The organism is Psychrobacter sp. CoH-33_TS_01, from assembly GCF_058189395.1.
Window position 1 is genome coordinate 36140 of the sequence record NZ_JBVGQI010000006.1, and the last position, 24757, is coordinate 60896.

The window sequence follows — 24757 nt, forward strand, 5'->3', positions numbered from 1 at the left end:
TGAGAGCCGCCTATGCCATTACCCAAGATTACCCTTAAGCAATTAGCCATCTTTGTGAGCGTATACGAGACGGGCAGTACCAGTCAGGCTAGTGAGGCGCTGTATTTATCACAGTCGGCAGTCAGTAGCGCTCTAACGCAATTAGAATCGCGGTTACAGATGCCGTTATTTGAGCGGGTAGGGCGGCGGCTAGAACCCCATGCCTATGCGCAGCAGCTCTATGCACAAGCGCAGGCGATAATAGGGCAAGTGCAAAGTTTGGAGCAGTACCATGAGCATCAAGCAGGGCAGATTCGTATTGGGGCCAGTACGACGATTGGCAATTATGTGCTGCCCGAGGTGATTGCTGCGCTAAGTCAGCAAGTGCCTGCTGCGGATATCGATGTGCGCATTGCTAATACCCAAGAGATTGTCGCGGAAGTTGAGCAGTTGCATGTGGATATTGCCTTGGTTGAAGCCACTCCGCATCCGAGCAATATCAAAGTATTGGCGCAGCAAGTTTGGCGTACCGATACCTTAGTTGTGTTTGCGAAACGCAATAGCCGTTGGCTGGATGCTTTTGCGGAGGAAGGCCAGTCTTTGGATGCTGCAATGGGCGATGAGCGAGCCAGTTATCATTTGAGTCCTACCCAGCTGGCCAGTCTGCCTTTTATTGTCCGTGAAGCCGGCTCGGGTACTCGGCAAATCATCGACGAAAAGCTATTGCAGCATTTACCGGGGGTCAGGGTCATTATGGAGGTGGCGCAGTCTGAAGCCATCAAGCGCATGGTCATTGCAGATATTGGGGTGGGGTGTCTATCGCAGCATGTGATTGAAGAAGAATTGGCCAGTGGAGAGTTAGTGCAGATTGCTGTAGCCGGTCTGGATTTGTCGCGGCAATGGTGGTTGATTTGGCATACGGCCTGCCACCAAAGCTTACTCTGGCAGCAGTTTATTAAGATGATTGCTAATGAATGACGCTTAGGTAATAGTAGATGCCTAATAGTTAGTAGCTGGTTAATAATGGGCTAAAAATAGCGGGTTAATGACCGTTGGCGAATAGGTGAATAATAACCCCTTACTTAACGGGTTTATCCAGTTTGACCACCAAAAGATCACACTGGATATTCGGTAGGATGCTATCGGCAGTCGCCCCATTAATCCAAGCGGATAGGCCATGGCGCTCATGACGACCAATAATTAGCAAATCGACGGCATTTTTATTCGCATAATTAATAATACCTTCGCTACTCGAAATAGCCGTAGTCACTTCCGAGTTTTCCACGTCTAAGCCATTGCGGGTCAAAAATTTCGCCATATTTGCCTGCGCATCTTGGCAGCGCACATCATCCACTTCCTTATAAAGGCTGGAGGCGGGCACCAATTCATAGCCAAACCCTACCATAGTATCTTTGACGATGTGCAAGACTGAAAGCTTGGCATCTTGCTGTAAAGAGAAGATACGCTTGGTTTTTTGTGCGACGATATCCGCGTCTGAGCGTAAGTCTGTGACCAGTAATATATGTTGGTAACTCATGGCAAGGTCTCCTAGAGGTGGAATGAAGAGGGATAACAGCTGAGCTAATAACGGGCTATAACAGCGTCTATAAATATTGCGTTGAATATAGGGTCTGTTGACCAAGAAATACGGTATTAACCTGTTATTTTTATAAGTATTAATTGCAAGGTGTTAGGGATAATCTCTACCTTTATAGTAGCACCGCCTCCAAGCTACTGCCACTTTAATTCATGCTATTAATTGTGGGTGCTAATTAGCTCGTTATCCCAGTCATAATCCGCTCAGCGCCTAGCGAAAATGCTGTAAGTGATATCATCTTAGCGCCATTATTTAGAGCGGCCTTAACTGAAAATTAAAAATAAAGCTTGCGTGATGCGCAATCATTCCTTATAATACGTCCCTGCTTAAGAGAAGTTCTGCACCAAATCATTACCTCGTAGTATTAGTTATAATCCTCCGTTTTAAGATTTACCGTAGTAGCTCCAAGCGTTACTGGCCAATGGCCATCATTTTTAAAACTAGGATTATATTATGTCTAACGAAATTCAAAAAGGTACAGTTAAGTGGTTCAACGAAGCTAAAGGCTTTGGTTTTATCGCTCCAGAAACTGGCGCAGACGTTTTTGCTCATTACAGCGAAATCACTGGTTCAGGCTTCAAAACTTTAGCTGAAGGCCAAGAAGTAGAGTTCACAGTAACTCAAGGCGCTAAAGGCCCACAAGCACACGGTATCACTGCAGTATAATTTATAGGTCAGCGCTAGACGTTGACTATAGATAATATGCAAAAGCTCTTATAGAGCGGATACATAAAAAGAGACGAGCTTAATAGCTCGTTTTTTTTGGTTTAAAATTTACTAAGGACGGTTTACCAATAGCCGTTTTTGCGGTAAATGTTCACCCGCCCATTTACTCTTAGCCCATTGCTTGACTTTATAACCTATCACCCCCATAAAATCACCTTAGGCGTCTGTATTACCGTCACTATTTTTACAATTCAGATATCCCAGTCCCAAACCGTAAAATTGGGGCAGCAACTTCTATAATATTCATATATAAAATCAATAGTTTACTTATCACTCTATGGCCAGCTTAATGGTTTAGTGTCGGCTATGAGCCACCCACTACCCAGCGGCATGTAGCGCGATAAACAAGGACCCCTATGATTGATACTGCCTTTACCCCTGATCTCACCTTACACCCTGAATTTCGCCTAATCGAGCACCGTCATATTGATGCATTATCCCTCGATGTCTTAATCAGTCAGCATGCTCAAACGGGCGCGATGCACTATCATTTAGCGCATCCTAGCGATGAAAATGCCTTTTTGGTAGGCTTTCGTACTCAGCCTATGGACTCTAAAGGTGAAGCGCATATTTTAGAGCATGTGGCGCTGTGTGGGTCGGCCAAGTATCCGGTTCGTGACCCGTTCTTTTCGATGATTAAACGCTCATTGAATACTTTTATGAATGCTATGACCGCTGCAGATTGGACCGCGTATCCGTTTGCCACACAAAATAAAAATGACTATTTCAACCTATTGTCCGTCTATCTTGACGCGTCTTTTTTCCCGAATATTCATCCTTTAGATTTTGCGCAAGAAGGTATCCGTGTTGAGTTGGATGAGAATGATAAACCGCAGTTTAAAGGCATCGTCTTTAATGAGATGAAAGGTGCGATGAGCGGTGAAATCGATCAGTTGTATCATTCGGTCGCCCATCATTTATTCCCGACGACGACTTATCACTATAATTCTGGCGGCGAGCCCTCCGATATTCCGGATCTCACCCATAACGAATTGGTAGAATTTCATCAGAGCCATTACCACCCATCGAATAGCGTGTTGATGAGCTTTGGTAATATTCCGGTGGCTGAGACCCAAGCAAAGTTGCATGAAGATGCGCTCAAACAATTTGAGACCGGCAAAAAACACGTATCGCGTCCTGAGCAGCGTCTTGCCGCCCCAATCCATGCGACTGAAACCTACACTGCTGATGAAGCGGGTCCGAATAAGACCCATCACGTGGTGGCTTGGTTGTTGCCCGCCATTACCGATCCGAAGCAGCGCTTGGCGTTACGTCTACTAGAGGGCGTATTGATTGAGCATGCAGGCTCGCCACTCCGCGCTTATTTAGACACCCATGAGTTGGGTACAGCGCCAAGTCCGTTATTGGGACTGGATGACAGTCATTTCGAAATGGTTTTCTATACCGGTCTGCGCGGCTCTGAGCCTGAGCATGCTGCAGCGGTTGAGCAAGGGATTTTAGACTTGTTAACCGAGGTTGCGAGCCAAGAAATCGCTGCTGAAGTGATTGAGACTATTTTGCACCAAATCGAGATTGACCAGCGTCATATCGGTGGCGATAGCATGCCATATGGCCTCAACCTTATGTTAGAAGGCTTTAGTACGGCGATTCATGATGGCAACCCTATCGATATTTGGGAAGTGGATGAGCATTTAGAGTGGCTGCGCGAGCAGGTCAAAGACCCTAATTGGCTGCCAGGCTTAATCAAAACCCATCTGATTGATAACCCGCATCGCGTCCGCGTCACTTTAATACCTGATACAGAAAAGTCGGCGAAAATAGTAGCCGCTGAGCAAGCGCGCCTCGATAAGATTGCCGCTGAGCTTACTGAAGATGACAAGGCTATATTGCGTCAACAAGCGCTAGATTTGGCCGCGCGTCAAAGTGCTCCAGACGACTTGAGCCTGTTGCCGAAAGTTGGGCTAGAAGACGTGCCGGAGTCCGTGAGCTTTATTTATGGTCAAGAAAAAACCATCCAACTAGAAGGCCGCGACGCAAAGTTATATCAATACGAAGCAGGCACCAATGGCTTGTATTACTATCAAGTGGTCATGCCCTTAGCGAGTGAGGTACTGCCGGGCACTTCGCCGGAAGTGGCTGATGAGATTATTAATCATCCGCTGTTGCCGTTATATCTCGGCTTATTGTCAGAGCTAGGCACGGATAAATTGGATGCCCGTGAGATGCAGGCTTTGCAAGCCGCGCATTCTTCTGGCGTGACCGCTCGCATTAGCCAACGCACTAGCGTCACCAATAGCGACGAGATTGGCAGTTATTTCGTAGTGGCGACCCGGGCGCTTAATCGTAAGCCTGAAGCCATTGATTTGGTCAAAGAGGTCATGACTCACAGTGTCTTTGATGAGCATGCTCGTATCAAAGAATTGCTGCAGCAAAAACAAGCCGGTTGGCAGTCACGTCTTGCTGGAGCAGGTCACGCTTATGCCATGCAAACGGCCAGCCGCGGTATGAGCCGTCAAGCGCAACTAGAATACGTGCGCGGTGGTCTACCGGCCCTAAATGCCTTGACCGCCTTTTTAGCCCATGCCAAAGAAGATGGCACCCAGTGGGATAATCTAGCCAGCGGTTTAATGGCGCTACATCAACGTATCGTCAGTTTGCCCAAACATGCGGTGATTATCTGTGAAGCGGAGCAAACTGAGCGCTTAACAGATTTGATTACGCAAAGCTGGCAAGCGGTGGCTGAGCCTATCGATAATAAGGCAGCGGATAGCGTCTCTACGTTGGCGAGCGTCCCTGCTGAGTTTGCAGATTTGCAATTGCAAGCGGCAGCGACGACGGCACCGACGGACCAGGATGATATTGCTTGGCTAGTGGCGACCAATGTCTATCATAACGCTGCGGTCTATCCGGCCACCCCGGCAGATCATCCGGATACCGCACCCTTAATGGTATTGGCCCCTTACTTACGCAATGGCTATCTGCACAGTGCTATTCGTGAAAAAGGCGGTGCTTATGGTGGCGGGGCAGGCTATGACGCCAACTCGTGTGCCTTTAAATTCTTTAGCTACCGTGACCCGCATTGTGCTGAGACCTTTGCTCACTTTCAGCAAAGTGTCGAGTGGCTGTTGAATGAGCCGCAAACTGATGCGCAATTAGAAGAAGCCATCTTAGGTATTATCTCTGCAATGGATAAGCCAGGCTCTCCTGCGGGTGAAGCGGTCAAGTCTTGCTTTGCGGATCTACATGGTCGTGGCGAAGCTTGGCAGCAGCAGATGCGTGCGAATATCTTGGCGGTAACGCTAGAAGATATGCAGCGCGTGGCGAAGCAGTACTTGCAACAGCAGCCGCATGTCCGTGCCGTATTAGCACCTTTTGATAAAGAAGAGGCGGTCAAAGCACTTGGCTTTACGGTACAACGGGTTAAAGGCTAAGACTGAGTTTTTAGCGTAATCGTTCCGGCGCTGTAAGGGACTGATTAGCAGTAAATACTCCGTAAAAATCACGTATAAAAAAACCACCGTTTGTCATAAGCGGTGGTTTTTTATTGGGTCAGATTTTTATTAGGGCGGCTTTCATTAAAGCTATTGCACTCTAAACGTCATTAATACCGTTTAATACTTTTATCCTTGCCAATATATTCTTGATGAATAGCAAAAGTACTGTGGTCGCTATGCTGCTGACGATCTGCAAAGTAATGACGCAAGGTGCGGCGTACGGCTTCAAAAGCTAAATCATCCCAGGGGATTTCAGCTTCTGTAAATAGCGCACACTCTAAGCTTTCGGGACCAACACCGTATTTGCCCTCTTGCAAGGTGGTCAGATACAGCATATAGATTTGGCCGATATCAGGAATATCGTAGATACAGTAAAGGTGCGGCTCTACTGCCGTGGCCGCTGCTTCTTCAATGGTCTCGCGAGCAGCGCCTTCCGCCACCGTCTCACCGATTTCCATAAAGCCCGCCGGTAAGGTCCAATAGCCATGTCGTGGCTCGATAGCGCGGCGACATAATAGGACTTTATCGTCATGAACGACTAAAGCCCCGCAGATAACCTTGGGGTTTTCGTAATGGATATAATCGCAATTGGGGCAGACCAGACGGAGGTTATGATCGCCTTCGGGAATTTTTCGTTCGGCCGCATGACCGCATTGGAGACAGTACGCCATAAAAGTTGCCTAGCTCTATTAGGAAGAATTAAAAACTAAAAAAAGAAATATATTTATAGAATAATACGATACCACAGCTATACCCACTCGGTCTGCTCGACTGTAACAATGCGTAGGCCAGTGGGCGGTTTTTTTACAATAAGCCTTAAATTATAGCGGCGCAACTGCTCAATACAGTGCTTCAATATAGCACCTCAGTATAGCCGCCTGACTATAGGGATGGGATAAGCTATTGCTAGATTATTTATACAATAAGTATTTTGTGAGCTTTGCGCTTACGCAGTGCCACCATAAGTCACATAAAGCACGTGCATGCCTGCTATGATTGCGTTACGCTGATTTGTGTGTCAAAAAAGGATTTAACCATGACCGAGCCCCTGCATTCTCCAAGTTTTGATGAGTTGGCGGTAGCGCTACCTGCTCATATCTCGCACCCGCTCCTAAAACAGCTGGCCACGCGCCTGCAGTCGCAGTGTTTTCCACAAGAGTATAAGCGTCCTGTCATTGCAGGTTGGCCGGATATCAAAGATGATGATGGCCAAGGTCGAGATCCTAACGATTCCAATAGTCAGGCTATGGGTAGGCATTTTGAGGCTGCTGATAGCGAGGCTGTGGCGACTTCCTCTGCAACTAACACGACCTTTGAACCCGAGCATGAGATTAGCCAAAGCGCGTTGATTTTAGAGACGCTATTTCAGTCTGACATTGCCGATGCCTCGGTACTTATCGCCATAACTAATGAGCCCAATCCACGTATGCTGCTCACCAAGCGGGCAGGGCATCTGGCCGCGCATGCAGGCGAGATATCATTCGTGGGGGGTAAGCATGAGACAATTGATGGTAATAACGTGGTGACCGCGTTACGTGAGGCCTGTGAAGAGACGGCGCTACCGCCTAATAAAGTGCAAGTGTTGGGGCAACTGCCGGTACAAACCTCAAAGAGTGGGATGAGCGTCCGACCTATCGTCGCTTTGATACCCCCAGATTTGACGTTAGTGCCCGAATTGGGTGAGATTGAGCGGATATTTTGGGCCGACTTTGCGGTATTAATCGAGCAGCCCTTAGAAGAGTATGCGATTAATTATTCGATGTCGGGCAGTAATCTAGTGTTATTAACGCCAAGCTGGCTAGTAGATGGCGAGACGGTATGGGGTCTGACCGGATTAATTCTCGCCAGTCTGTTAGAGCTGTGTTTTGATCGAAAAATTGAGTGGTATTATCGGGCGCAAGCGTAGCGAATTAACGTTTTATCGGTTTAAAGGTGAGCGCTAGTGCTGGTTTCATATAGTTTGATAAACCCAATTTAACACTCTCAATTTAACAATCCCACTCTAAGCGCTTATCCTTTCTGGTCACCCTTGCGGCCGATAGTAATCATCGTGTTGTTTCAGCCACCAATTCATATTATCTTGGCGTTTAGCACGGAAGGCTTCTAACTTATTAGCTGCCTTATCACTGTGCAATCTTGCCGTATCGAGACCAAATAAAATCGGCACCGCGGTCAAGATGCCAAAGCGCAATCGAGGTTTGGGCAGCTCTAAGCCATCACCAATATCGTCGCCGACTAAGGTACGGGTCACGCTGGCATTGACCAACTCTACAAATTGACCGCGGCGGTTATCCTCTCCCATAATTTGACTGGGCAAATCGTGCAAAGCGCGCGCTAAAGGTTTGCCCATCTCAAAGTCGAGCTGTTGAATCGACAGATAAGTATACAGCCACTCCCAACAAGCGGTCTCGTCGCTCGGCAACCGCTGCAAATCCACGCCCATCCAATAACTCGCCATATTCCATAAATGCAAAATTCCTTGCGCTTCTTCCTCGCTAATACGTGCCCCTAATAAACGCAACCCACGCATAATTAATAACGAAAACTGCAAATGCGTCGCCACCATATCGGTCTGGTTGATAGGAATGCCCCAATAGCTACTGTTCCAGCGGCCATCGGCTAAAGCATGCGTTGCTAAAGAAGGATTCTGGTCAGTAAAAGGGCTAGCTTGCTGAGATTTAAACTGCCCTTCGAGTAAACCTTGGCGCACCATGGTATGCACTTGGCGGACGCGAATAGACTGGCGCCACCCTTCAGAACCAATGGCTAACACGCTATCGGCCCCATTTAGCTCAGGGTATTCAGAGACGGCGAGAATATAAGCATACGTGCGCATTAGCCGCGGTAAGGCTTCATGCTTAAGCGCCCCGGTCTGCACTAAAGGTAAGGATAAAGCGGGAATACTATAGCCGGCCATCAGCGCGACGTTACGCAATAACCAAATGAGCATAAGGGGATAGCGTCGGTAAGCCGCCGCACCTATAGCAGCGAGCTTCGGGTCAAACCAATTGGGGTGCTGACTAAACTGCTCGGTAAGTTGGTTAAAGTCTGTATTAGCCGCTAAGTGTTCGGGAGTCTGCTGATTTAAGACGGCACTTTGTAAAGGTTTGGCAAAGCGCACACCCTGAGTGATTAAACGGTCTGCTATCGGATCGCCAATATCGTAACCTGCTACCATTTCTTGCAGTAGACGGTCTTGAATAGCAAAATCCTTGGGCAATAAAAACCGACGAATCCGCTTAAGGACTTGTAAATCGCTGTGATTGTCTGTCGCTGTGGTGCGGCCATGCTGACGATAATGAGCGTGCGTGGCTGCGGTAGTGGCAGCAGCAGATGAGCTAGAGCCGCGAAGCGCATTAAGGGCGGTAAAGGAGATAGTCATAGGAGATGCTAGCTTATGCAAAAGAAAAGTCTAAAAAATGCCTAACCCATGATACCACTCAGGTAAACGATGCGTGGCAAATTTAATTGAGGGTGCGCTCTAGCCAATACCCGAGTAATTAGCATAATATGGCGGCATTATAGTAATAATAATTCTAGTTAAAACAGGGTTCGTTAAAGATTTAATGAACCCTAATAAAGGTAAGCCTATGACCACGACTTTGTTAAGTATATTTTTGGGGATTGGCCTCGCGGCTAGTGCCGGTTTTCGCGTCTTCGTGCCGCTATTTGCCATGAGTTTGGCGGCTTATTATGGTGTAATTCCAGTCAATGATAGCTTTGCTTGGGTAGCCTCGACACCGGCTTTAATCGTATTAGGGGTAGCGAGTATCGTGGAGTCGATCAGCTATCTCGTCCCGTTTGTGGACAATCTGCTCGATACTATCGCCGTACCGCTAGCTGGGGTCGCCGGCACGATGGTGATGGCCGCTTCGGTAGCCGATTTATCGCCTGAGATGACTTGGGCATTAGCTATTATTGCGGGTGGTGGCGCCGCAGCAACCATTAAGGGCACGGCAGCGGCAGGTCGTGCTGTCTCCACAGGGACTACTGGCGGCTTGGCCAATCCCGTGTTGTCGGTTGGTGAGACCGGTACCGCCATTGGCTTATCGGCATTATCGATATTTTTGCCTATCGTGGCGGCTTTAGCGTCGGTCTTAGTACTTGTAGGCATCATTTGGTTGGTCGTGCGCTTACGGGGACGTTTGCAACGCCATTGAAAAATCGCCCATTTTGTCTATTTGGTAGCTGTTTATGGGTAGTGATTTAAGTATTTTGCTTTTAATCAGTGGCGCAGAGAAATTAGGCGCACATTATAGAAGGTCATAAAAATGCCCATTAGGTCATCCGTGCGTCTGTGGTTTACTGTGATAGGGGCGCTTATTATTCCAGCTACTTCTTATGGTGGAGAGGTTGCAGATGATACTGACAGCCAATCACCTGCAGCTATTTGGAGTGGAGTAGCCGGGGAAGAGGATGCTTCTGAGTATGTGCAATCACTTCAAGTCTTAGCCCGACATGGCGATAGTCATGCCCAATATGAGCTCGGTACGGCCTATCATAAAGGCATAGGTATATCGCAGAATAGTCCTTTAGCTATGCACTGGTATTTGCAAGCATCAGAGCAAGGTAACCCGTATGCTGCCTATAATATTGCCTATATGTATCATTTAGGGGAAAGGGTTGCCGCCAGTGATAACAAAGCTTTAGAGTGGTTTGATAAGGCGTGTACTGATGGCCTAGCAGAGGCTTGTGACTCGATAAAATACTTTAATGAGCAAGTACCCTAAACCGTTACGGTCCAAGGATGATAAAAAGTTACTGTGTCCGTATTATAGGAAGCTACTATGCAGATATTAAACATAGGGTTCATTAACAGCATCATCAGCCTAGGGTTATTAAGTGGGCTACCTTTGCTGGCGTCTGCCCAAGGGGTCAATACTTCACAAGCGTTTGCGACACCACCGGCTATTGTCGCTGCAGCTAGGTCTACTAGTATCGGGGACGCACAAAACGCTACTCATAAAACACCAGCCGTTGCTAGTAAAACAATGCCAGGCTGTTTTGAACAACAAGACCTACCTACAGGCGGGGATAAAAAACTCTCTTTAGCCATAGATAATTTTTATAGTACGGGAGAGCATGGAGAGTTTGCAGATGCGGCAGAGTATTTTTTAGCAGCAGCTCATCAAGGAAATCCCTGTGCCCAATATATGCTGGGGCTTGCTTATTATTATGGTAAAGGCGTAGACGGGGACTACACCCTTGTCCGAGACTGGATGCTAAAATCGGCTGAGCAACATAATACGGATGCCCAGCAGTTCCTTGGGTTTATGTACTTACATGGGGAAGGGGTGCCTAAAGATAGAAGTAAGGCAAAACAATGGTTTCAACAAGCCTGTGAGGCAGGAGAGGCAGAAAGTTGCACTGCTTTGAAACAACTTAAGTAAGAGGCGAGCGCTAAGTTTTTCGGTAACTTTTAATACTTAAGCTGCCGATTTAACGAGTCTAGCTGCGCCTCGGTATTATTAATATCGCGTCTGAGTGAGCGTATCTTTGGTTGTAGCGATAGCAGACGAGCACGCGCTTCCTTTTCCGTTTTGAAATCCAGCTGTTCGCCTTCCCGTAATTTATCGTATTCCGTCAGATAGCTTTGCAGTTGCTGTTGGTCTTCTTGCAGCTGCGCTTGCAACTTATAGTAGTTATAGCCTTGCGTGTAGCTGCTGCGCAGTTCCGGTAGCATGGCGCTAGGGCAGACGCTATTGAGCTGCTGCCCACGACGGCCGAGAGCATAAGCATTGCTAGGGGTGCAATATTGCTTTAAGCCTTGTTGTCGTCCACGCTCCCAAGCTTGATAGTCGGGGCTGACATTGGCTTTGGCACACGCCTTCGTGTGGGAGGCCAAGCGCTCAGAGCTATAGCCTGCGACCCCATCGTTATAACCAATGGCCTGCCAATTGCCCATGACGCATTGCTCTTTGCTTAAAGTAGCACAGCTCGAGAGTACTAGGGCACTGGCCAAAATGGGCAAGGTGAAACCAATGGAGCGTAGGGACCAACCAACAGATAGACGCATCATGCTATTCCTCAAAGTAATTTGCTTACTAGACTATTCTAAAAAGGCCATCCCCGAAGAGATAGCCTTTGACTCACTACTATAAAGTGCTTCTATAAAAAAGTTCTGCTATAAAACCATGGCTAAAATAACGCCAACATCGTCTTACGATGGCGTATGGGTCAAATCAACGACAGTAGTATCGATACGGTCTTTTAGCGTAGCTTTTAGCATGAGGTAACCGGCGATGCCTGAGACGATTGAACCCATGATGATGCCTAGGCGCTCATCGAATAGCGGACTACCGCCACCGAAGGCGAGACCACCGATAAATAAGCTCATAGTGAAGCCCACACCACATAATAGGGCGGCACCGTAGATTTGCTTAAAGTTCATCTCAGCAGGCATCTGACAAGCGCCTAGCTTGATGAGAACCCAACAAGTCAGCATGACCCCAACCTGCTTACCAATAAACAGACCGGCCGCAATCCCTAAAGGAACCGAATGGAATAACTCTGCAAAGCCTGCGCCTTTAAGCGAAATACCTGCGTTGGCAAAGGCAAAAATCGGCAGCACGCCATAAGCTACCGTATTATGAAGGTCTTCCTCTAGCTCCTCTAAAGGCGAGTGCTCAGGGTCAGTGTTATCCAACAGCGGAATGAACAACGCCAAGACCACCCCGGCTAAAGTCGCATGAATGCCTGACTTTAATACCGCGACCCACATGATTAAACCCACTAATAAATAAGGCGTAATTTTGGTCACGTTGCGGCGGTTTAACAAATAGAGAACCGGCAAGCAAGCGGCTGCCACACCAAGCGAGGTAAAAGAGAGGTCGCTGGTATAGAACAAGGCGATAATTAAAATCGCTCCAATATCATCGAAGATGGCAATGGAGACCAAAAATATCTTTAATGAGTTGGGTACACGATTGCCTAACAGACTCAAAATACCTAGGGCAAAGGCAATATCGGTCGCTGACGGAATAGCCCAGCCTTTATAAAACTCAGGTTCATGAAAGTTAAAGGCGAGATAGACCAGTGCTGGGACGAGCATGCCACCGAGGGCTGCCGCAGCAGGTAGGATAATCTGTTTAATATTAGACAGCTCACCCACTAACACTTCACGCTTTAGCTCGAGACCCACTAAAAAGAAGAAGACCGCCATCAGACCATCATTAATCCAATGATGCGCATCTTTAGCAATTTCTAAACTGCCAATACGCAGTTCGACAGGGGCGTGAATGAAGGCTTCGTACCAGTGGTGCAGGGGGGTGTTGGCGATAATCATTGCGACGATGGCGGCAATCGCTAACACGATCCCTCCAGCCGCTTCAAATTCAAAAAACTTTTTTAACCTTTGTATTGCCATACTATCCTCAGTTTACCAGCACTTAAAGCCTACAGCTGTTAGTGTGATTGTCCTCATATTGATTAAATGTCACAGGCAATGCCACAAAAAATGGGCTTACTGTGCCTCAATTAGCGATAATTTTTATGCTATTGCTATCCTGCTACGCGTTTATTTTACCTGAAAAAAAACGACCTCACATAGCCAAGCGGCATTGATACCTACCATAATATGATTATACTAGCGCAAAAGTCGATACTTATTAATAATAATGTCCCTATTACTAGGGTATTTTTAGCGAGTTTGCTAAGGTGTTTGCACGCAAATACCGGCAAAAATTATGCCAATATCTATGCTCATACTAATGCTAATTCGAGCGCTAATAGCAATGCCAATAACAACACCAATAGCGACGCTGCGGCTAAGGCTGTCTTTATCACCAAATTAGGCGTATCTTGTCACCCTAAATAATGGGGTAGCTATTATCATAGTTGCTACGCCACGCTACTAACATGTTAGTCCGCCTTTTTTAATACTGTACCGGCTTATATGCCATTGTAAAATACTCACTTTTGCTAGCTGTTAGTGTGCAGCTTTACTGCAATTCCTGCTCAGTAATCGAGCTCTCCTTTATATACTAAGTTGATGTTATGGATGTCCAATTAACCTTAGAAACAATCTTAATGTTGGTCGCAGTTGCGGGCATCGCCGGTTTTATTGATGCTATCGCGGGCGGTGGGGGCTTACTGACGATACCGGCTATGCTGTTGGCTAATATTCCGCCTATTTTGACCTTGGGCACCAATAAGCTTCAGGCCGCTTCAGGAGCACTAGCCGCATCGATTACGATGTTTAAAAAGGGGGTAGTACAACCCTCGAAGATTAAACGGGCTATTGCTGGGGCATTTATTGGGGCGACTATTGGTACGATCGCGGTACAGATGTCACCGCCCGATATGTTGGAGAAATTGATTCCCTTTTTAATCGCAGCTATTGGGATTTACACCTTATTTGCCCCCAGTCTTGGTGAAGTAGAAGCGGAGCCTCGTATCTCCGAAGGCGCTTGGCAAAAGGTCGTTGCACCCTTGATTGGTTTTTACGATGGCTATGTCGGCCCAGGTACGGGTATGTTTTTTGCGCTCGGTAATGTGGCATTACGGGGCCGCGAAATTATTACCGCAACGGGCACAGCGAAAGTGTTGAATCTATCAACCAACGTGGCCTCGCTGATCTTTTTTATCTTGGGAGGTAATGTCTTATGGAAAGTGGGTCTAGCAATGATGGTGGGACAAATGGTAGGGGCTTATTTTGGCTCGCATATGGTCGTGAAGGGCGGTAGTAAACTGATTCGTCCGGTTATCGTATTGGTGTGTTTGGCGATGATTACTAAATATGTTTTTGGTTAATAGCCAATGATTGACTAGCAATATTATAGATAATTAGGGCACGCCTTAATAATCTTAAAAAAACCTTAAGCACAATAAGTGCCTAGGGCTTTGTCGTATCAGTGCAGCTAAGACTAGCGCAAACCAGCGCTAGCCTTCTAAGACAAACCTTAACGCTTATTTAAATCGTCATATTCGCTACCCATGATACCGTCGTTCATCACGTTAGAGAATTCACGCTCGTTATCCGGATCAATATGACCGTCGAACACCTCTTTAGTACCGGCGTCAGGATCGTTATAAATCGCTAGGTCCATCTTATCTTCAGACTTGGCTACGATGGCGGTCACTGCCGCATCACCACCGACGTTGACTGCCGTACGTAACATATCAAGTAGACGGTCGACCCCTAAGATTAAGCCAATACCTTCGATAGGTAGGCCCACTTGCGCAAAGACCATTGATAGCATAATCAGACCCACACCGGGGACACCTGCAGTACCGACTGATGCCAATACTGACATTAAAATCACAGTCAGATAACCGCTGATTCCCAGATTAATGCCATAGATATTAGCGATAAAAATCGTCGCAGTACCCTGCATAATCGCCGTACCATCCATGTTGATGGTGGCCCCAAAAGGCACCGTGAAGGAGGCGACAGAGTTGTTCACGCCCATGCGCTTAGTCACGGTACGTAAAGTGACCGGAATCGTCGCATTCGAGCTAGAAGTACTAAAAGCAAAAATCTGCACTTCGCGCATCTTTGCCAAGAAGGTCTTGATAGACAGTCCAGAAAATAACTTCAGGATAATCATCATGGTGATAAAGAAATGGAAGGCTAGCGCGCCAATCAATACTGCCACATAGCCCAATAGCGAGAAAATCAGGTCAATGCCCAATTCCGACATGGCTTTTACCAATAGCGCGAAGACGCCATAAGGGGCTAGATTCATGATGATGGTCACCATCTTTAAGATGACTTCATTAATGAGCTCTAGACTCTGCACTAAGCCTTTAGCAGGTTTGCCGACCATCAAGATACTGATACCAATCAAAATCGCAAAGAAGATGATGGAGAGCATGTCGCCATTGGCCATAGCGCTGATAGGGTTGGCAGGAATGATGTTAGAGAAAACATCAATCAATGGCGGTGCTTCTTGAGCTTCAAAAGAGGCTTCGCTGGCAATGTTCATGCCTTTACCAATGCCGAAGATTGAGCCAAGACCGATAGCTGTTGCAATCGCTAACGCAGTGGTCAGCATATATAGAAAGAAGGTCTTACTACCGATACGGCCCAGTAGGCGAATATCGCCAATCCCGCAAACCCCACAGATAAGTGAGATAAGGACTAACGGTACAACTAGCATTTTCAGCGAGTTAACGAACAGCTTACCGATAATACCGAATAGGCCATTGACGAAATAGGTATTGATGAAGCCGCCTTCGGCATTAAGGCCTGAATAGTTCAGAAACAGTCCCAGTGCAATACCTAATGCCATGGCGACCAGAATCTTGCCGGTTAAACCCATGTTTTTCCACATATTGAATATCCTCTAAAAGGGAACGTCCTTGTCCATCTTTAACTAAAAAACTTGGATGATTACAGTAATACCTACGGGTTTATTGACCAATTATTGTTTGTCAATTATAGGAAATGTAATTTGATGTAAAACAATATAAAAGAAAAGTTGGGATAACTGCAACCATTTTTTTACGAAGCCACTTATAAGAGAAAGGCTTGAGCGGATTGCTATCGTGAAAATTTACTAGTTAAGTAATTGTATTGGTTGGGCTAAGCACAATATACCTAAGCATTAATTTTTATAAATAACCGATTAAATAAGGCTAAATTAAATAATAAATAGCCAACAAAAATCCCAAGTAGCACTAAGCTACTTGGGATTTTTGGTATCAACACTGGTAGAGATTTAAACAATGGTTTGTCACTATAGTAGACGGCTAAGCTACGAGCTATGGTTAGCTCAGCAACAGCAGCCTACAGCTAGAGCTATCTTTTATAGCGTATTGTCTAAAAGTACTTATTTCATATCGCTAGTATCTGTTTTATGAACGCTAGTCTCTGTTTTATGAGTACTAGGCTCGCGACGTAGACCATCTTGCCATTCACCAGGCTCAGCTTCAGTAGCAGAGGGACTAGGACTAACAGCAGCAGGAGTGGCAGTATCCTCAGGTTTAGGGGCATGATTGTCACGCATGCGCGTCTGTAGATTGCTTGCCGCATCACGTTGACGATGGTCTAAGGCTTCTGCATCCGGATTGGTCTCGGTAAAGTCAGCTTGGTCTACCTTCTCATTGACGCTGCTTTGCTCATCCGCCATTTTTACGTCCCCATCCGGCTCATAACCATGGGCCGCATTTTCATCACCGGTGGCTTCCTCTTGCATCTGACTGGCCGCTAAACCGACAGGCTTACCTGATGCTGCGTTAGTAGCCGCTTGATTTAACTTTTCAGCATAGTCTGTCAAGTTAGCAGCTGCGTTTTCTAAAGAGTGCGGGTTTAAGCGCTTTTGCGCTACTTGTAGGTCGCTATCAAAAACATCCGTCAGTAAAGAATCAAAGCGCATGGCATTATATTCAATCAATTGCTCCGCTTCTGATTCAGTGATATCACCATTTTGCGTGGCAAATACGACATGATCCTCAAAGCTTAAGCCTTCAAAGCTATCTTTATGCTCTGCTTTTTTGAACTTCTGCCATAACGGCTCTACTTGTAATAGCGTCTGATAGGTATGTTCCAAACGGCCTGTAACGTCTTCAGGTTGCGTGTTGTAATACACCATAGTTTTGAGGTAGTCACGGAACGGGTTGGCCTCATGATCATCCATGATGACATCACCCAATTGACGCTTGAGATCATCGCTAGCAGGACTAAAGATACGTCCCGTAGGGAAGGTGACAAATTTCACTAAGCCTGCCGCCATCTTATTCGGGAAGTTATCAAAGAACGATAAGAAGGCTTCTTGAATCGTGTATAACGCGTCTTTTAGTGCCAACTCGGCATGCAAACGCTCGGTCTCAGACTTTGTGCCGTTCTGATAAAACTGCAAGATAGCGGTAGCAATAAATAGATGCGCATGGATATCAGCCAGACGACCCGACAGCATCTCTTTGCGTTTTAAATCGCCGGCAAGTAGCCCTAACGCCATATCGGCAGTTAGCGCAAAGTCAGCACTCAAGCGGTTGATATGTTTGTAGTAAGGACGGGTAAAGTTGTCTGCGAAATTCGGGGCAGCGCTGCTACCGCCAAGATAACCGGCGACAAAGGCTTTGGCACCACGGTTGAAGGTGTAGCCGAGATGTTTAAAGAACATATCATCAAAGCTCTGTACCGCAGCTTCCTTATCATCGCTCTGGAGTAGTTGTAGCTCTTCAAACAGATACGGGTGACAGCGCATAGCGCCTTGACCAAAGATCATTAGCGAGCGCGTTAAGATATTCGCGCCTTCTACGGTAATAGATACTGGAATCGCTTGGTAAGGAATGGCTAAGAAGTTACGCGGGCCCATCTGAATAGCACGCCCACCGACCACGTCCATACCATCATTAACCACACTGCGCATGGTTTCTGTCGCATAGTATTTGGCCATGGCTGTCATCACAGACGGGGTGCCGCCTTGATTTAGACCGCAGGTGACTAAGTGACGGAAGGCTTCTAACATATAGGTCTTACTGGCAATTCTACTTGTGGCATCTTGCACACCTTCGAATTTACCGACCGAAATTTTAAACTGTTCACGAATCTTGGCAAAGGCACCAACGGTTAGATAGCTCATATCACCCGCTGAAGTCGATAGAGCCGGTAGCGAAATGCCACGGCCAACACCGAGACACTCCATCAGCATACGCCAGCCGCGACCCGCATTGTCCACACCACCAATAATAAAGTCGAGCGGGATAAATACATCCTTGCCATCGACGGTCCCGTTCATAAAGGGCGAGCCACCAGGGTTATGGCGGTGACCGACAATCACACCTTCGTGATTAGCTGGGATGAGCGCACAGGTAATGCCGTAATCAGATTTGGCTTTGTCACCGAGTAGGCCTTCAGGGTCATACATTTTGAAAGCGAGACCAACGACAGTAGCAATCGGCGCTAAGGTAATCCAACGTTTGGAGAAGTTCATGCGCAGACCTAAGACCTGCTGCCCATCATGCTCACCGTAACAGACCACCCCAGTATCGGGGATAGCACCGGCATCTGAGCCAGCTTCTGGACCGGTCAAACCAAAGCAAGGCACTTCAGTACCTTTGGCCAAACCTGGTAACCACTGGTCTTTCTGCGCTTCAGTACCGTAATGCATCAATAGCTCGCCTGGCCCTAAAGAGTTGGGTACCATGCAAGATACGGCTGCAGTCAAACTGCGCGAGGCAATTTTACTCATGACGCGGCTTTGCGCATAAGAGGTAAACTCACGACCGCCGTAGGACTTAGGAATGATCAGACCTAAGAAGCCATTGTCTTTAATATATTGCCAAGCCTCAGGTGATAAGTCTTTATCTTCATGATGAATTTTCCACTCATCAAGCATGCCACATAGGGTCTCAACTTCGTTATCTAAGAAGGACTGCTCTTCTGCTGACAGGGTAGGGTAGGGGTAGCTGGCGAAAGTATCCCAATCAGGATTCCCCATAAACAGCTCTTTTTCCCACCAACTCGTCCCAGCATCCAAAGCTTCGCGCTCGGTATCACTCATGCTCGGCATCGCACCACCCAACGCTTTATAAACCGGCTTGGTAATGAGGGCTTGGCGGATAGGCTCGATAAGAATCACCAAGCACAATAGCAGCATAGGGATGCCCAAGATAAGGGACCAAGGGCTGATAATAGCTGTGATGATGACAGTGACGATAGCCACTACGCTGCCTGTCACGCGTGAAAGCCCTAGCAAAAATATAGCTAAGACGGTCGCCAACTGGATCAGTATTGCTAAAATGAATAGGCCAATCAACATGATTGCCTCCTTAGAATTAGGGTATAAAAAATAGGAACCGCAGTATTGCAAAATAAATAGGCTATAACTTATCAAGCCTCATCAGTATCTAGGTGGTAGCACCACGCTAAAAATTTTTATTATCAAACATACCGATGTTTGGCTTTAACTGGCCAGACTGTAATAATTAATAGTCTTAAATAAGAATAGCTTGCCCAGTTAATAGTTTTACGCCTCAACAAAACATTTGCTCTTAGCAGGGTGGTTATTCAAAAAGCTAAGTGGTCATACAAAATGCTAAAAAAGATCTAAAAAACAGAGTGGTATTGCTAAGACTAACTTAACTATCTCAATTTCAGTTCACACTCATAGCCTCAGCTGAGCGACCATAAGTTATTTATAAGTCACTACTTAATGATATTAATTAGGATATGACTCTTTATAGAAAATAATAGATGACTGGCATAAACTATCAAGTAGAAAAGTGCTAAGCCCTGTGTGAGAAATGTTCTTGATAACCGCAAATGGAGAGAGCAATTCTAGATTGAAACCAGGGTAATGACCCTTGCAAGAGCGATAAGGCAGAGCGATGATAAGAGAATAATAAGAGGAAAGGATACTAAATTAAAAGTAATGATGAGCAATAAGCAGACGAATATGCGCCAGTAATAACCGCTAGTAGCCGCAGCAGTAATCAATGGTGTAAATGATTAACACTGCTACGGTTTAACTAGTTATAAAGCTGCGACATCTTTTTAATAAAGGTGTGACAGCCTTTAAATGTAGAGTTGCTGCTAAAAGTAGTCTAGTAGCTGGCATTATTTAGGGGGTTTAGCATAGCCATTATCTGCTGGAAAAGCTTGTGGTTGCCCAGATTGTTGTGGGGGTTGATGGCCGGATTGAAGGTTGTTAGGGTCATAAAGCTCATAAAAAACAGTACCGATAACCCCTGTATTATTAATAGAGCCTGCTTCACTATTGGCGGCATACGAATCAGTAGGCTTACTAAAAATAAAGGAGGCCACAGCGTTTTCGTTTTTGCGGAAACCTTCGATGACTAAACTTTCATGGGGGCTTAAGACATAACCGCTACTATAACGACTGGCGGCGCTACCATCTATGACATCTAAACCATCGACGCTGGCGACAACCTCATAGGTTTTATCACTGTTATTACGGTAGACTAGCTGATAAGCCTGACCAGATTGCCCACGGACATAGTATTTATTGCTATTACGAAATAGCGGTAAAGCGCCATTATCCGTGGAGATAGAAAAGTTAACTTTTCCCGCTAACATGGACATACTATTCAAGGTACGCCCAGAATAATTTTTATCGGCATAAAAGACCTGCATTTGCTCAACGGGGTTTTCACTAACGCGGCGTAAGTCGACCGTCGTTATTACTGAGTCCACTTCATCCCCCCATTTAGTGCCCAATCTTTCGTCACCAGAGGCAGATTGCACACTGTTCTCTGCTATGGCATCGCTTTGCACAGCCTCTTCTTCGCTAGTCTCTGCAGCTACGGATTTATTCTGTGCTGAGTCTACTCGCGTCGGTTTATTGGTCTCTTGCTGGACGTTTGGTGATGAGCAGCCTACTAACCCTATGCCAGATATCAGAAATAAGGAGGAGGATGCTACTAATAAAACGCTAGTAAAAGGTTTATTCATCGAGGAGGTCATAGTTGCATCTTCCTATATAAGGATAGAGTAGCTGCTTAAAGCAGAGTCAATTTAAACATAAAGTAAAATGTTTTTTATTTTGATGTAATTAATCTAATATTTTTAATACTTTAAACTAATATTGTCAATGGTTTAAACGTCAGCAGCCCCGTTAAAATTGACTAGTGGTAAGACAGTTATAGCGTCAATGTAGTGCTAATATAATAGTCCCAATATAGACTCATAATAATTGCAGTTTACTTTCCTATGCATTAAAGAAGGTTTAAAGACATTTAAAAAGGGGCACGACCTTGTTCAGCATAAGAAAGCACTTGGTTGCGGCCGACGATAATATGATCAATCAGTTGTAAGTCGACTAAAGCGCAAGCGTCTTTAAGACGTTCCGTGAGGGTGTCATCGGCAGCGGAGGGGGTGGCGCTAACTTGTGGGTGGTTGTGCGCGATGATAAGGCGACTGGCGGCGTGGGTGAGGGCATGGCGTAATACTTGTTTGATACAGACTGAGCAGGAGCTGACACCACCGGTGAAGAGCACTTCGTAATGTAATAGCCGTAGCGCGTTATCCAGACAAAGCACTGCAAACACTTCTCGCGATTCACGGCGTAGCTGGCTAGCCACATAGTCTTTGACGGTTTGTGAGCGGTCTAAAGCCTTATTCGATTTAAGCTCGCTATCTAAGTAGCGTTTACCCATCTCTAAACTGGCTTGCATCTGGGCATATTTGGCCATACCGATACCGTGACAGGCCAATACCTCCTCTTTTGGGGCAGCAAGTAATTCTGCGATACTGCCAAAGTGCTCAATTAATAGTCGCGCTAATTCAATAGCCGAATAGTCCTTGGTCCCTATCCGTAAAAATATCGCTAGAATCTCCGCATCAGAAAGCTGAGCCGCACCAAGTTTCAAAAGTTTTTCGCGCGGTCGATCGTCTTCGTGCCAATCTTTAATCGCCATTATCATCCTTAGGGTACTTATTATTTTTATCAAAGGTTTGCAGGAGGTTTTATCAAAATCTTCAAGGGGTTTATAAAGTTTGAAAATATCTTTCTATTAAAGGCTAAGCTATGTTCTCAAGCTATAGGGGCGGTATTTTTTAGTATGAAAGAGCATTACTGGCTATAGCTGTCTTTTATCCTAGCAGGTCGCTACTGGGTTAGAAAGGGCGTTAACTGAGGTTATAAGCCATTACTTTGAGTTGCTAACAGAGGTGGATAGATGCTCTCTTAGTGTCGTATGTTTTAAGGATGAATTTGATTTATTAATGGAACTATTGATTTATAACCCATTTAAAGGTTTGTTTTTGGCTGAGGAAAATTAGATGAGCAATCAAAACTAGCGCTCATAACCGTAAATAAACCTTACCCAAGCCCCAGTAGAATTGTTACTATTAGTGACTTTTATTTTTGGGCTGAAGGGTCGCCTTGAGCCGCAGCGGCATTCAGTCGCTTGATACGTTAGGAATCCCAGTATTATGAGCATCTTCACCTTTGTGAACCCTTTATCAACCTTACCTCCTATCAAAAATGTCATCCTAGCGATTACCGGCGGTATTGCGGCTTATAAATCGGCGTTTTTCGCACGTTCATTGGTCAAAGCAGGCTTTGACGTGCGGGTGATTATGACGGAAGGGGCGCAAGCGTTTATTACTCCGCTCACCTTGCAAGCGTTAACGGGTAATGAAGTGCATACGCAGCTGTTGGATGAGCGTGCAGAAGCGGGGATGGGGCATATTGAATTGGCCAAATGGGCGGATTTAATCGTCATAGCGCCAGCTTCGGCAAATACCTTGGCACGCCTAGCGATGGGTATGGCTGATGACTTACTCGCGACGGTATGCTTGGCGACGACGGCACCGGTCATGGTGGCGCCAGCGATGAATCAGCAGATGTGGGCGCATCCAGCTGTGCAGTTAAATGTGCAGACGCTAGCCGATATGGATTATCTAATGATTGCGCCGGCTAGCGGTGAGCAGGCGTGTGGCGATGTGGGTGAGGGGCGTCTGCCTGAGCCTGAGGTGTTGCTCGATCACGTATTGACGTTGCAGGCCGAGCGTATAGTTCCGCAAAGTTTGGCAGGCAAAAAAGTCACCATTACTGCGGGTCCTACCGTTGAAGCGATTGACCCAGTACGCTATTTGTCCAATCATTCTACGGGTAAAATGGGCTTTGCCTTAGCTCGTGCCTGCCGTGATGCCGGTGCTGAAGTGACTATTATCGCTGGGGGCAAGATTACGCTACCGACGCCATTGGGCGCTACTCGGATAGATGTCTTGTCGGCTAATGATATGTTGCAGGCAGCGATTGCTTCAGCAGAGGCGGGCTGTGATGTCTTTATTGCGACGGCCGCTGTGGCAGATTACCGGACGAAAGATGCCGCCCCACAAAAAATCAAAAAGACCCAAGATGCAATGACGTTAGAATTGGTGAAAAACCCAGATATCTTGGCGACGATTTCACATGACTATCCCGATATCTTTATGGTAGGTTTTGCCGCCGAAACCCAAGACGTAGAAAAATACGCCCGCGGTAAGTTGGCCTCCAAAAACCTCGATATGATTGCCTGCAATGACGTATCACGCAGCGATATCGGCTTTGCTAGTGATGACAATGCTATGGAGGTGTTTTTTGCTGAGCAATATCAGCAAGCTCCGGTGCCGCTAGATAAAGCCAGCAAAGATAAAATCGCTGAGCAATTGGTGGCGTTGGTCGGTAAGCAACTGGCGTGATAATAAGCCCTAAGCGTCGTTGCACTAGCGTCGTATGCCGTTGAATAACTCTATTATCTTGGCCGCTATCTTTATTGCGGCCTCGCTATTGCATGGGATTAGTGGCTTAGGGGTTACCTTAGTCACAACGACCGCTTTAGCCAGTATATTCCCTTTAAAACAGGCCATTATCCTCACTATTTTCCCTTCGGCTGCGCTCAATGCGATGACGTGGCTGGTCGGGGGTGGGCGCAGTGTTTGGCAGAATTTTACTTATTACCTTAAGCGCTATTGGCTATTGGCGTTGATGAGTCTGATAGGCAGTTTGCTAGGGGTGAAGCTGCTACTTTGGGTCGAGCCCAGCTATATTTTATTGCTACTGGGGAGCGTGATTACTTTTTATGTCGGCTCTGCAGTATTGGGCAAGCAGATTCGTCTTCCGGCTACCACGCCAGTTCTTATCGCTACAGGACTCGTGGCGGGTATCATTGGCGGCTCCACCAATGCTATGTCTACGATTTTACTTATGTACTTGTTATCCGCTAGCGATGATAAGAATACGGTCGCTAAAGTCGGCAACATGTGCTATTTATTGGGTAAGGTCGCACAGATTATAATCCTACGCGAGCCTATTGCTGCTTTATCCAGTCAAGATTGGCGACTGATTGCTTTGCTGACTAGCGTTTCCGTTATCAGCCTATTGATTGGTATCCGCTTACGGCATCATCTCTCGCAAGCGCGCTTTCGGCAGTTGGTCTTGGTCATTTTGACGGTACTGGGTATGCGGGTAATTTGGCAGGGTTTGAGTGGGTTGTTGGGTTGATTGCTGCTAAAGTGACGATTGTTTTTTAGGCAGTTTTATAACTCTGCACGTCTTACAGTTCTTCCTAGCTTATTAGGCTACCTTTTTCCTCGCTTTTTTACTAC

At 46.4% G+C, this 24757-nt stretch carries 19 protein-coding genes; 10 read left to right on the forward strand and 9 right to left on the reverse strand.

Translation table 11 applies throughout. The features are described from left to right. The first annotated feature begins 12 nt into the window (after positions 1-12). A complete protein-coding gene (locus tag ACZ2XM_RS10425; RefSeq protein WP_490588932.1) occupies positions 13-957 on the forward strand; it encodes a LysR substrate-binding domain-containing protein in 945 nt (314 codons plus the stop codon). A 100-nt stretch (positions 958-1057) separates the two neighbouring features. On the opposite strand, the gene ACZ2XM_RS10430 is transcribed toward ACZ2XM_RS10425, so the two are convergent. Continuing rightward, positions 1058-1516 carry a universal stress protein gene (locus ACZ2XM_RS10430; protein WP_490588931.1) on the reverse strand — a complete coding sequence of 153 codons (459 nt, stop codon included), beginning with the start codon at positions 1514-1516 and terminating at the stop codon, positions 1058-1060. Positions 1517-2029: 513 nt separating this feature from the next. Here ACZ2XM_RS10430 and ACZ2XM_RS10435 point away from each other — a divergent pair. Next, positions 2030-2242: a cold-shock protein gene (locus tag ACZ2XM_RS10435; RefSeq protein WP_320157250.1), complete on the forward strand. Its 213-nt coding sequence runs from the start codon at positions 2030-2032 to the stop codon at positions 2240-2242. A 416-nt stretch (positions 2243-2658) separates the two neighbouring features. Then, positions 2659-5694, forward strand: a complete 3036-nt coding sequence (locus ACZ2XM_RS10440; RefSeq protein WP_490588930.1) for an insulinase family protein — start codon at positions 2659-2661, stop codon at positions 5692-5694. A gap of 170 nt (positions 5695-5864) precedes the next feature. Here ACZ2XM_RS10440 and ACZ2XM_RS10445 read toward each other — a convergent pair whose 3' ends face one another. Further along, positions 5865-6428 carry an NUDIX hydrolase gene (locus tag ACZ2XM_RS10445; RefSeq protein ID WP_490588929.1) on the reverse strand — a complete coding sequence of 188 codons (564 nt, stop codon included), beginning with the start codon at positions 6426-6428 and terminating at the stop codon, positions 5865-5867. Positions 6429-6793: 365 nt separating this feature from the next. Between ACZ2XM_RS10445 and ACZ2XM_RS10450 the strand changes: the two genes are divergently transcribed. Continuing rightward, positions 6794-7663: an NUDIX hydrolase gene (locus ACZ2XM_RS10450; RefSeq protein WP_490588928.1), complete on the forward strand. Its 870-nt coding sequence runs from the start codon at positions 6794-6796 to the stop codon at positions 7661-7663. A 117-nt stretch (positions 7664-7780) separates the two neighbouring features. Here ACZ2XM_RS10450 and ACZ2XM_RS10455 read toward each other — a convergent pair whose 3' ends face one another. Next, on the reverse strand, positions 7781-9139 hold the full coding sequence (locus tag ACZ2XM_RS10455) for an oxygenase MpaB family protein (protein WP_490588927.1): 1359 nt from the start codon (positions 9137-9139) through the stop codon (positions 7781-7783). Positions 9140-9347: 208 nt separating this feature from the next. On the opposite strand from ACZ2XM_RS10455, the gene ACZ2XM_RS10460 reads away from it, so the two are divergent. The 3 genes from ACZ2XM_RS10460 (at position 9348) to ACZ2XM_RS10470 (ending at position 11147) form a co-directional block, all read left to right on the forward strand. Further along, positions 9348-9917, forward strand: a complete 570-nt coding sequence (locus tag ACZ2XM_RS10460; protein WP_490588926.1) for a DUF4126 domain-containing protein — start codon at positions 9348-9350, stop codon at positions 9915-9917. Positions 9918-10028: 111 nt separating this feature from the next. Continuing rightward, positions 10029-10487, forward strand: a complete 459-nt coding sequence (locus tag ACZ2XM_RS10465) for a tetratricopeptide repeat protein (RefSeq protein ID WP_490588925.1) — start codon at positions 10029-10031, stop codon at positions 10485-10487. Between the two features lie 57 nt (positions 10488-10544). Continuing rightward, complete coding sequence (locus ACZ2XM_RS10470; protein ID WP_490588924.1) at positions 10545-11147, forward strand: tetratricopeptide repeat protein; 603 nt, start codon at positions 10545-10547, stop codon at positions 11145-11147. A gap of 29 nt (positions 11148-11176) precedes the next feature. Here ACZ2XM_RS10470 and ACZ2XM_RS10475 read toward each other — a convergent pair whose 3' ends face one another. Together ACZ2XM_RS10475 and nhaA are read right to left on the reverse strand one after the other, a co-directional pair. After that, positions 11177-11776 carry a DUF2799 domain-containing protein gene (locus ACZ2XM_RS10475; protein ID WP_490588923.1) on the reverse strand — a complete coding sequence of 200 codons (600 nt, stop codon included), beginning with the start codon at positions 11774-11776 and terminating at the stop codon, positions 11177-11179. 141 nt (positions 11777-11917) lie between these two features. Then, the gene (nhaA, locus tag ACZ2XM_RS10480; RefSeq protein ID WP_490588922.1) at positions 11918-13123 is read right to left on the reverse strand and encodes a Na+/H+ antiporter NhaA; all 1206 of its coding nucleotides are present in this window, start codon (positions 13121-13123) and stop codon (positions 11918-11920) included. A gap of 629 nt (positions 13124-13752) precedes the next feature. On the opposite strand from nhaA, the gene ACZ2XM_RS10485 reads away from it, so the two are divergent. Further along, complete coding sequence (locus ACZ2XM_RS10485; RefSeq protein WP_490588921.1) at positions 13753-14508, forward strand: TSUP family transporter; 756 nt, start codon at positions 13753-13755, stop codon at positions 14506-14508. Positions 14509-14657: 149 nt separating this feature from the next. Here ACZ2XM_RS10485 and ACZ2XM_RS10490 read toward each other — a convergent pair whose 3' ends face one another. The 4 genes from ACZ2XM_RS10490 to radC all read right to left on the reverse strand — a co-directional run bounded on the left by ACZ2XM_RS10490 (position 14658) and on the right by radC (position 22080). Beyond that, the gene (locus tag ACZ2XM_RS10490; protein WP_490588920.1) at positions 14658-16031 is read right to left on the reverse strand and encodes a dicarboxylate/amino acid:cation symporter; all 1374 of its coding nucleotides are present in this window, start codon (positions 16029-16031) and stop codon (positions 14658-14660) included. A gap of 498 nt (positions 16032-16529) precedes the next feature. After that, positions 16530-19463 carry an acyl-CoA dehydrogenase gene (locus ACZ2XM_RS10495; protein ID WP_490588919.1) on the reverse strand — a complete coding sequence of 978 codons (2934 nt, stop codon included), beginning with the start codon at positions 19461-19463 and terminating at the stop codon, positions 16530-16532. A gap of 797 nt (positions 19464-20260) precedes the next feature. Next, entirely contained in the window at positions 20261-21127 is an 867-nt protein-coding gene (locus ACZ2XM_RS10500; RefSeq protein ID WP_490588918.1) for a hypothetical protein, read from the reverse strand. A 272-nt stretch (positions 21128-21399) separates the two neighbouring features. Further along, positions 21400-22080 (reverse strand): RadC family protein, encoded by a 681-nt coding sequence (gene radC, locus ACZ2XM_RS10505; protein WP_490588917.1) that lies wholly within the window; start codon positions 22078-22080, stop codon positions 21400-21402. A gap of 517 nt (positions 22081-22597) precedes the next feature. On the opposite strand from radC, the gene coaBC reads away from it, so the two are divergent. After that, a complete protein-coding gene (gene coaBC, locus ACZ2XM_RS10510) occupies positions 22598-23851 on the forward strand; it encodes a bifunctional phosphopantothenoylcysteine decarboxylase/phosphopantothenate--cysteine ligase CoaBC (RefSeq protein ID WP_490588916.1) in 1254 nt (417 codons plus the stop codon). Between the two features lie 34 nt (positions 23852-23885). Further along, positions 23886-24653: a sulfite exporter TauE/SafE family protein gene (locus tag ACZ2XM_RS10515; RefSeq protein WP_490588915.1), complete on the forward strand. Its 768-nt coding sequence runs from the start codon at positions 23886-23888 to the stop codon at positions 24651-24653. Positions 24654-24757 lie beyond the last annotated feature (104 nt).

Excerpts from the sequence above, each read along its gene's own strand:
- ACZ2XM_RS10425 (WP_490588932.1), top strand. The coding sequence starts at position 13 with ATGCCATTACCCAAGATTACCCTTAAGCAATTAGCCATCTTTGTGAGC.
- ACZ2XM_RS10430 (WP_490588931.1), bottom strand. The coding sequence starts at position 1,516 with ATGAGTTACCAACATATATTACTGGTCACAGACTTACGCTCAGACGCG.
- ACZ2XM_RS10435 (WP_320157250.1), top strand. The coding sequence starts at position 2,030 with ATGTCTAACGAAATTCAAAAAGGTACAGTTAAGTGGTTCAACGAAGCT.
- ACZ2XM_RS10440 (WP_490588930.1), top strand. The coding sequence starts at position 2,659 with ATGATTGATACTGCCTTTACCCCTGATCTCACCTTACACCCTGAATTT.
- ACZ2XM_RS10445 (WP_490588929.1), bottom strand. The coding sequence starts at position 6,428 with ATGGCGTACTGTCTCCAATGCGGTCATGCGGCCGAACGAAAAATTCCC.
- ACZ2XM_RS10450 (WP_490588928.1), top strand. The coding sequence starts at position 6,794 with ATGACCGAGCCCCTGCATTCTCCAAGTTTTGATGAGTTGGCGGTAGCG.
- ACZ2XM_RS10455 (WP_490588927.1), bottom strand. The coding sequence starts at position 9,139 with ATGACTATCTCCTTTACCGCCCTTAATGCGCTTCGCGGCTCTAGCTCA.
- ACZ2XM_RS10460 (WP_490588926.1), top strand. The coding sequence starts at position 9,348 with ATGACCACGACTTTGTTAAGTATATTTTTGGGGATTGGCCTCGCGGCT.
- ACZ2XM_RS10465 (WP_490588925.1), top strand. The coding sequence starts at position 10,029 with ATGCCCATTAGGTCATCCGTGCGTCTGTGGTTTACTGTGATAGGGGCG.
- ACZ2XM_RS10470 (WP_490588924.1), top strand. The coding sequence starts at position 10,545 with ATGCAGATATTAAACATAGGGTTCATTAACAGCATCATCAGCCTAGGG.
- ACZ2XM_RS10475 (WP_490588923.1), bottom strand. The coding sequence starts at position 11,776 with ATGATGCGTCTATCTGTTGGTTGGTCCCTACGCTCCATTGGTTTCACC.
- nhaA (WP_490588922.1), bottom strand. The coding sequence starts at position 13,123 with ATGGCAATACAAAGGTTAAAAAAGTTTTTTGAATTTGAAGCGGCTGGA.
- ACZ2XM_RS10485 (WP_490588921.1), top strand. The coding sequence starts at position 13,753 with ATGGATGTCCAATTAACCTTAGAAACAATCTTAATGTTGGTCGCAGTT.
- ACZ2XM_RS10490 (WP_490588920.1), bottom strand. The coding sequence starts at position 16,031 with ATGTGGAAAAACATGGGTTTAACCGGCAAGATTCTGGTCGCCATGGCA.
- ACZ2XM_RS10495 (WP_490588919.1), bottom strand. The coding sequence starts at position 19,463 with ATGTTGATTGGCCTATTCATTTTAGCAATACTGATCCAGTTGGCGACC.
- ACZ2XM_RS10500 (WP_490588918.1), bottom strand. The coding sequence starts at position 21,127 with ATGACCTCCTCGATGAATAAACCTTTTACTAGCGTTTTATTAGTAGCA.
- radC (WP_490588917.1), bottom strand. The coding sequence starts at position 22,080 with ATGGCGATTAAAGATTGGCACGAAGACGATCGACCGCGCGAAAAACTT.
- coaBC (WP_490588916.1), top strand. The coding sequence starts at position 22,598 with ATGAGCATCTTCACCTTTGTGAACCCTTTATCAACCTTACCTCCTATC.
- ACZ2XM_RS10515 (WP_490588915.1), top strand. The coding sequence starts at position 23,886 with ATGCCGTTGAATAACTCTATTATCTTGGCCGCTATCTTTATTGCGGCC.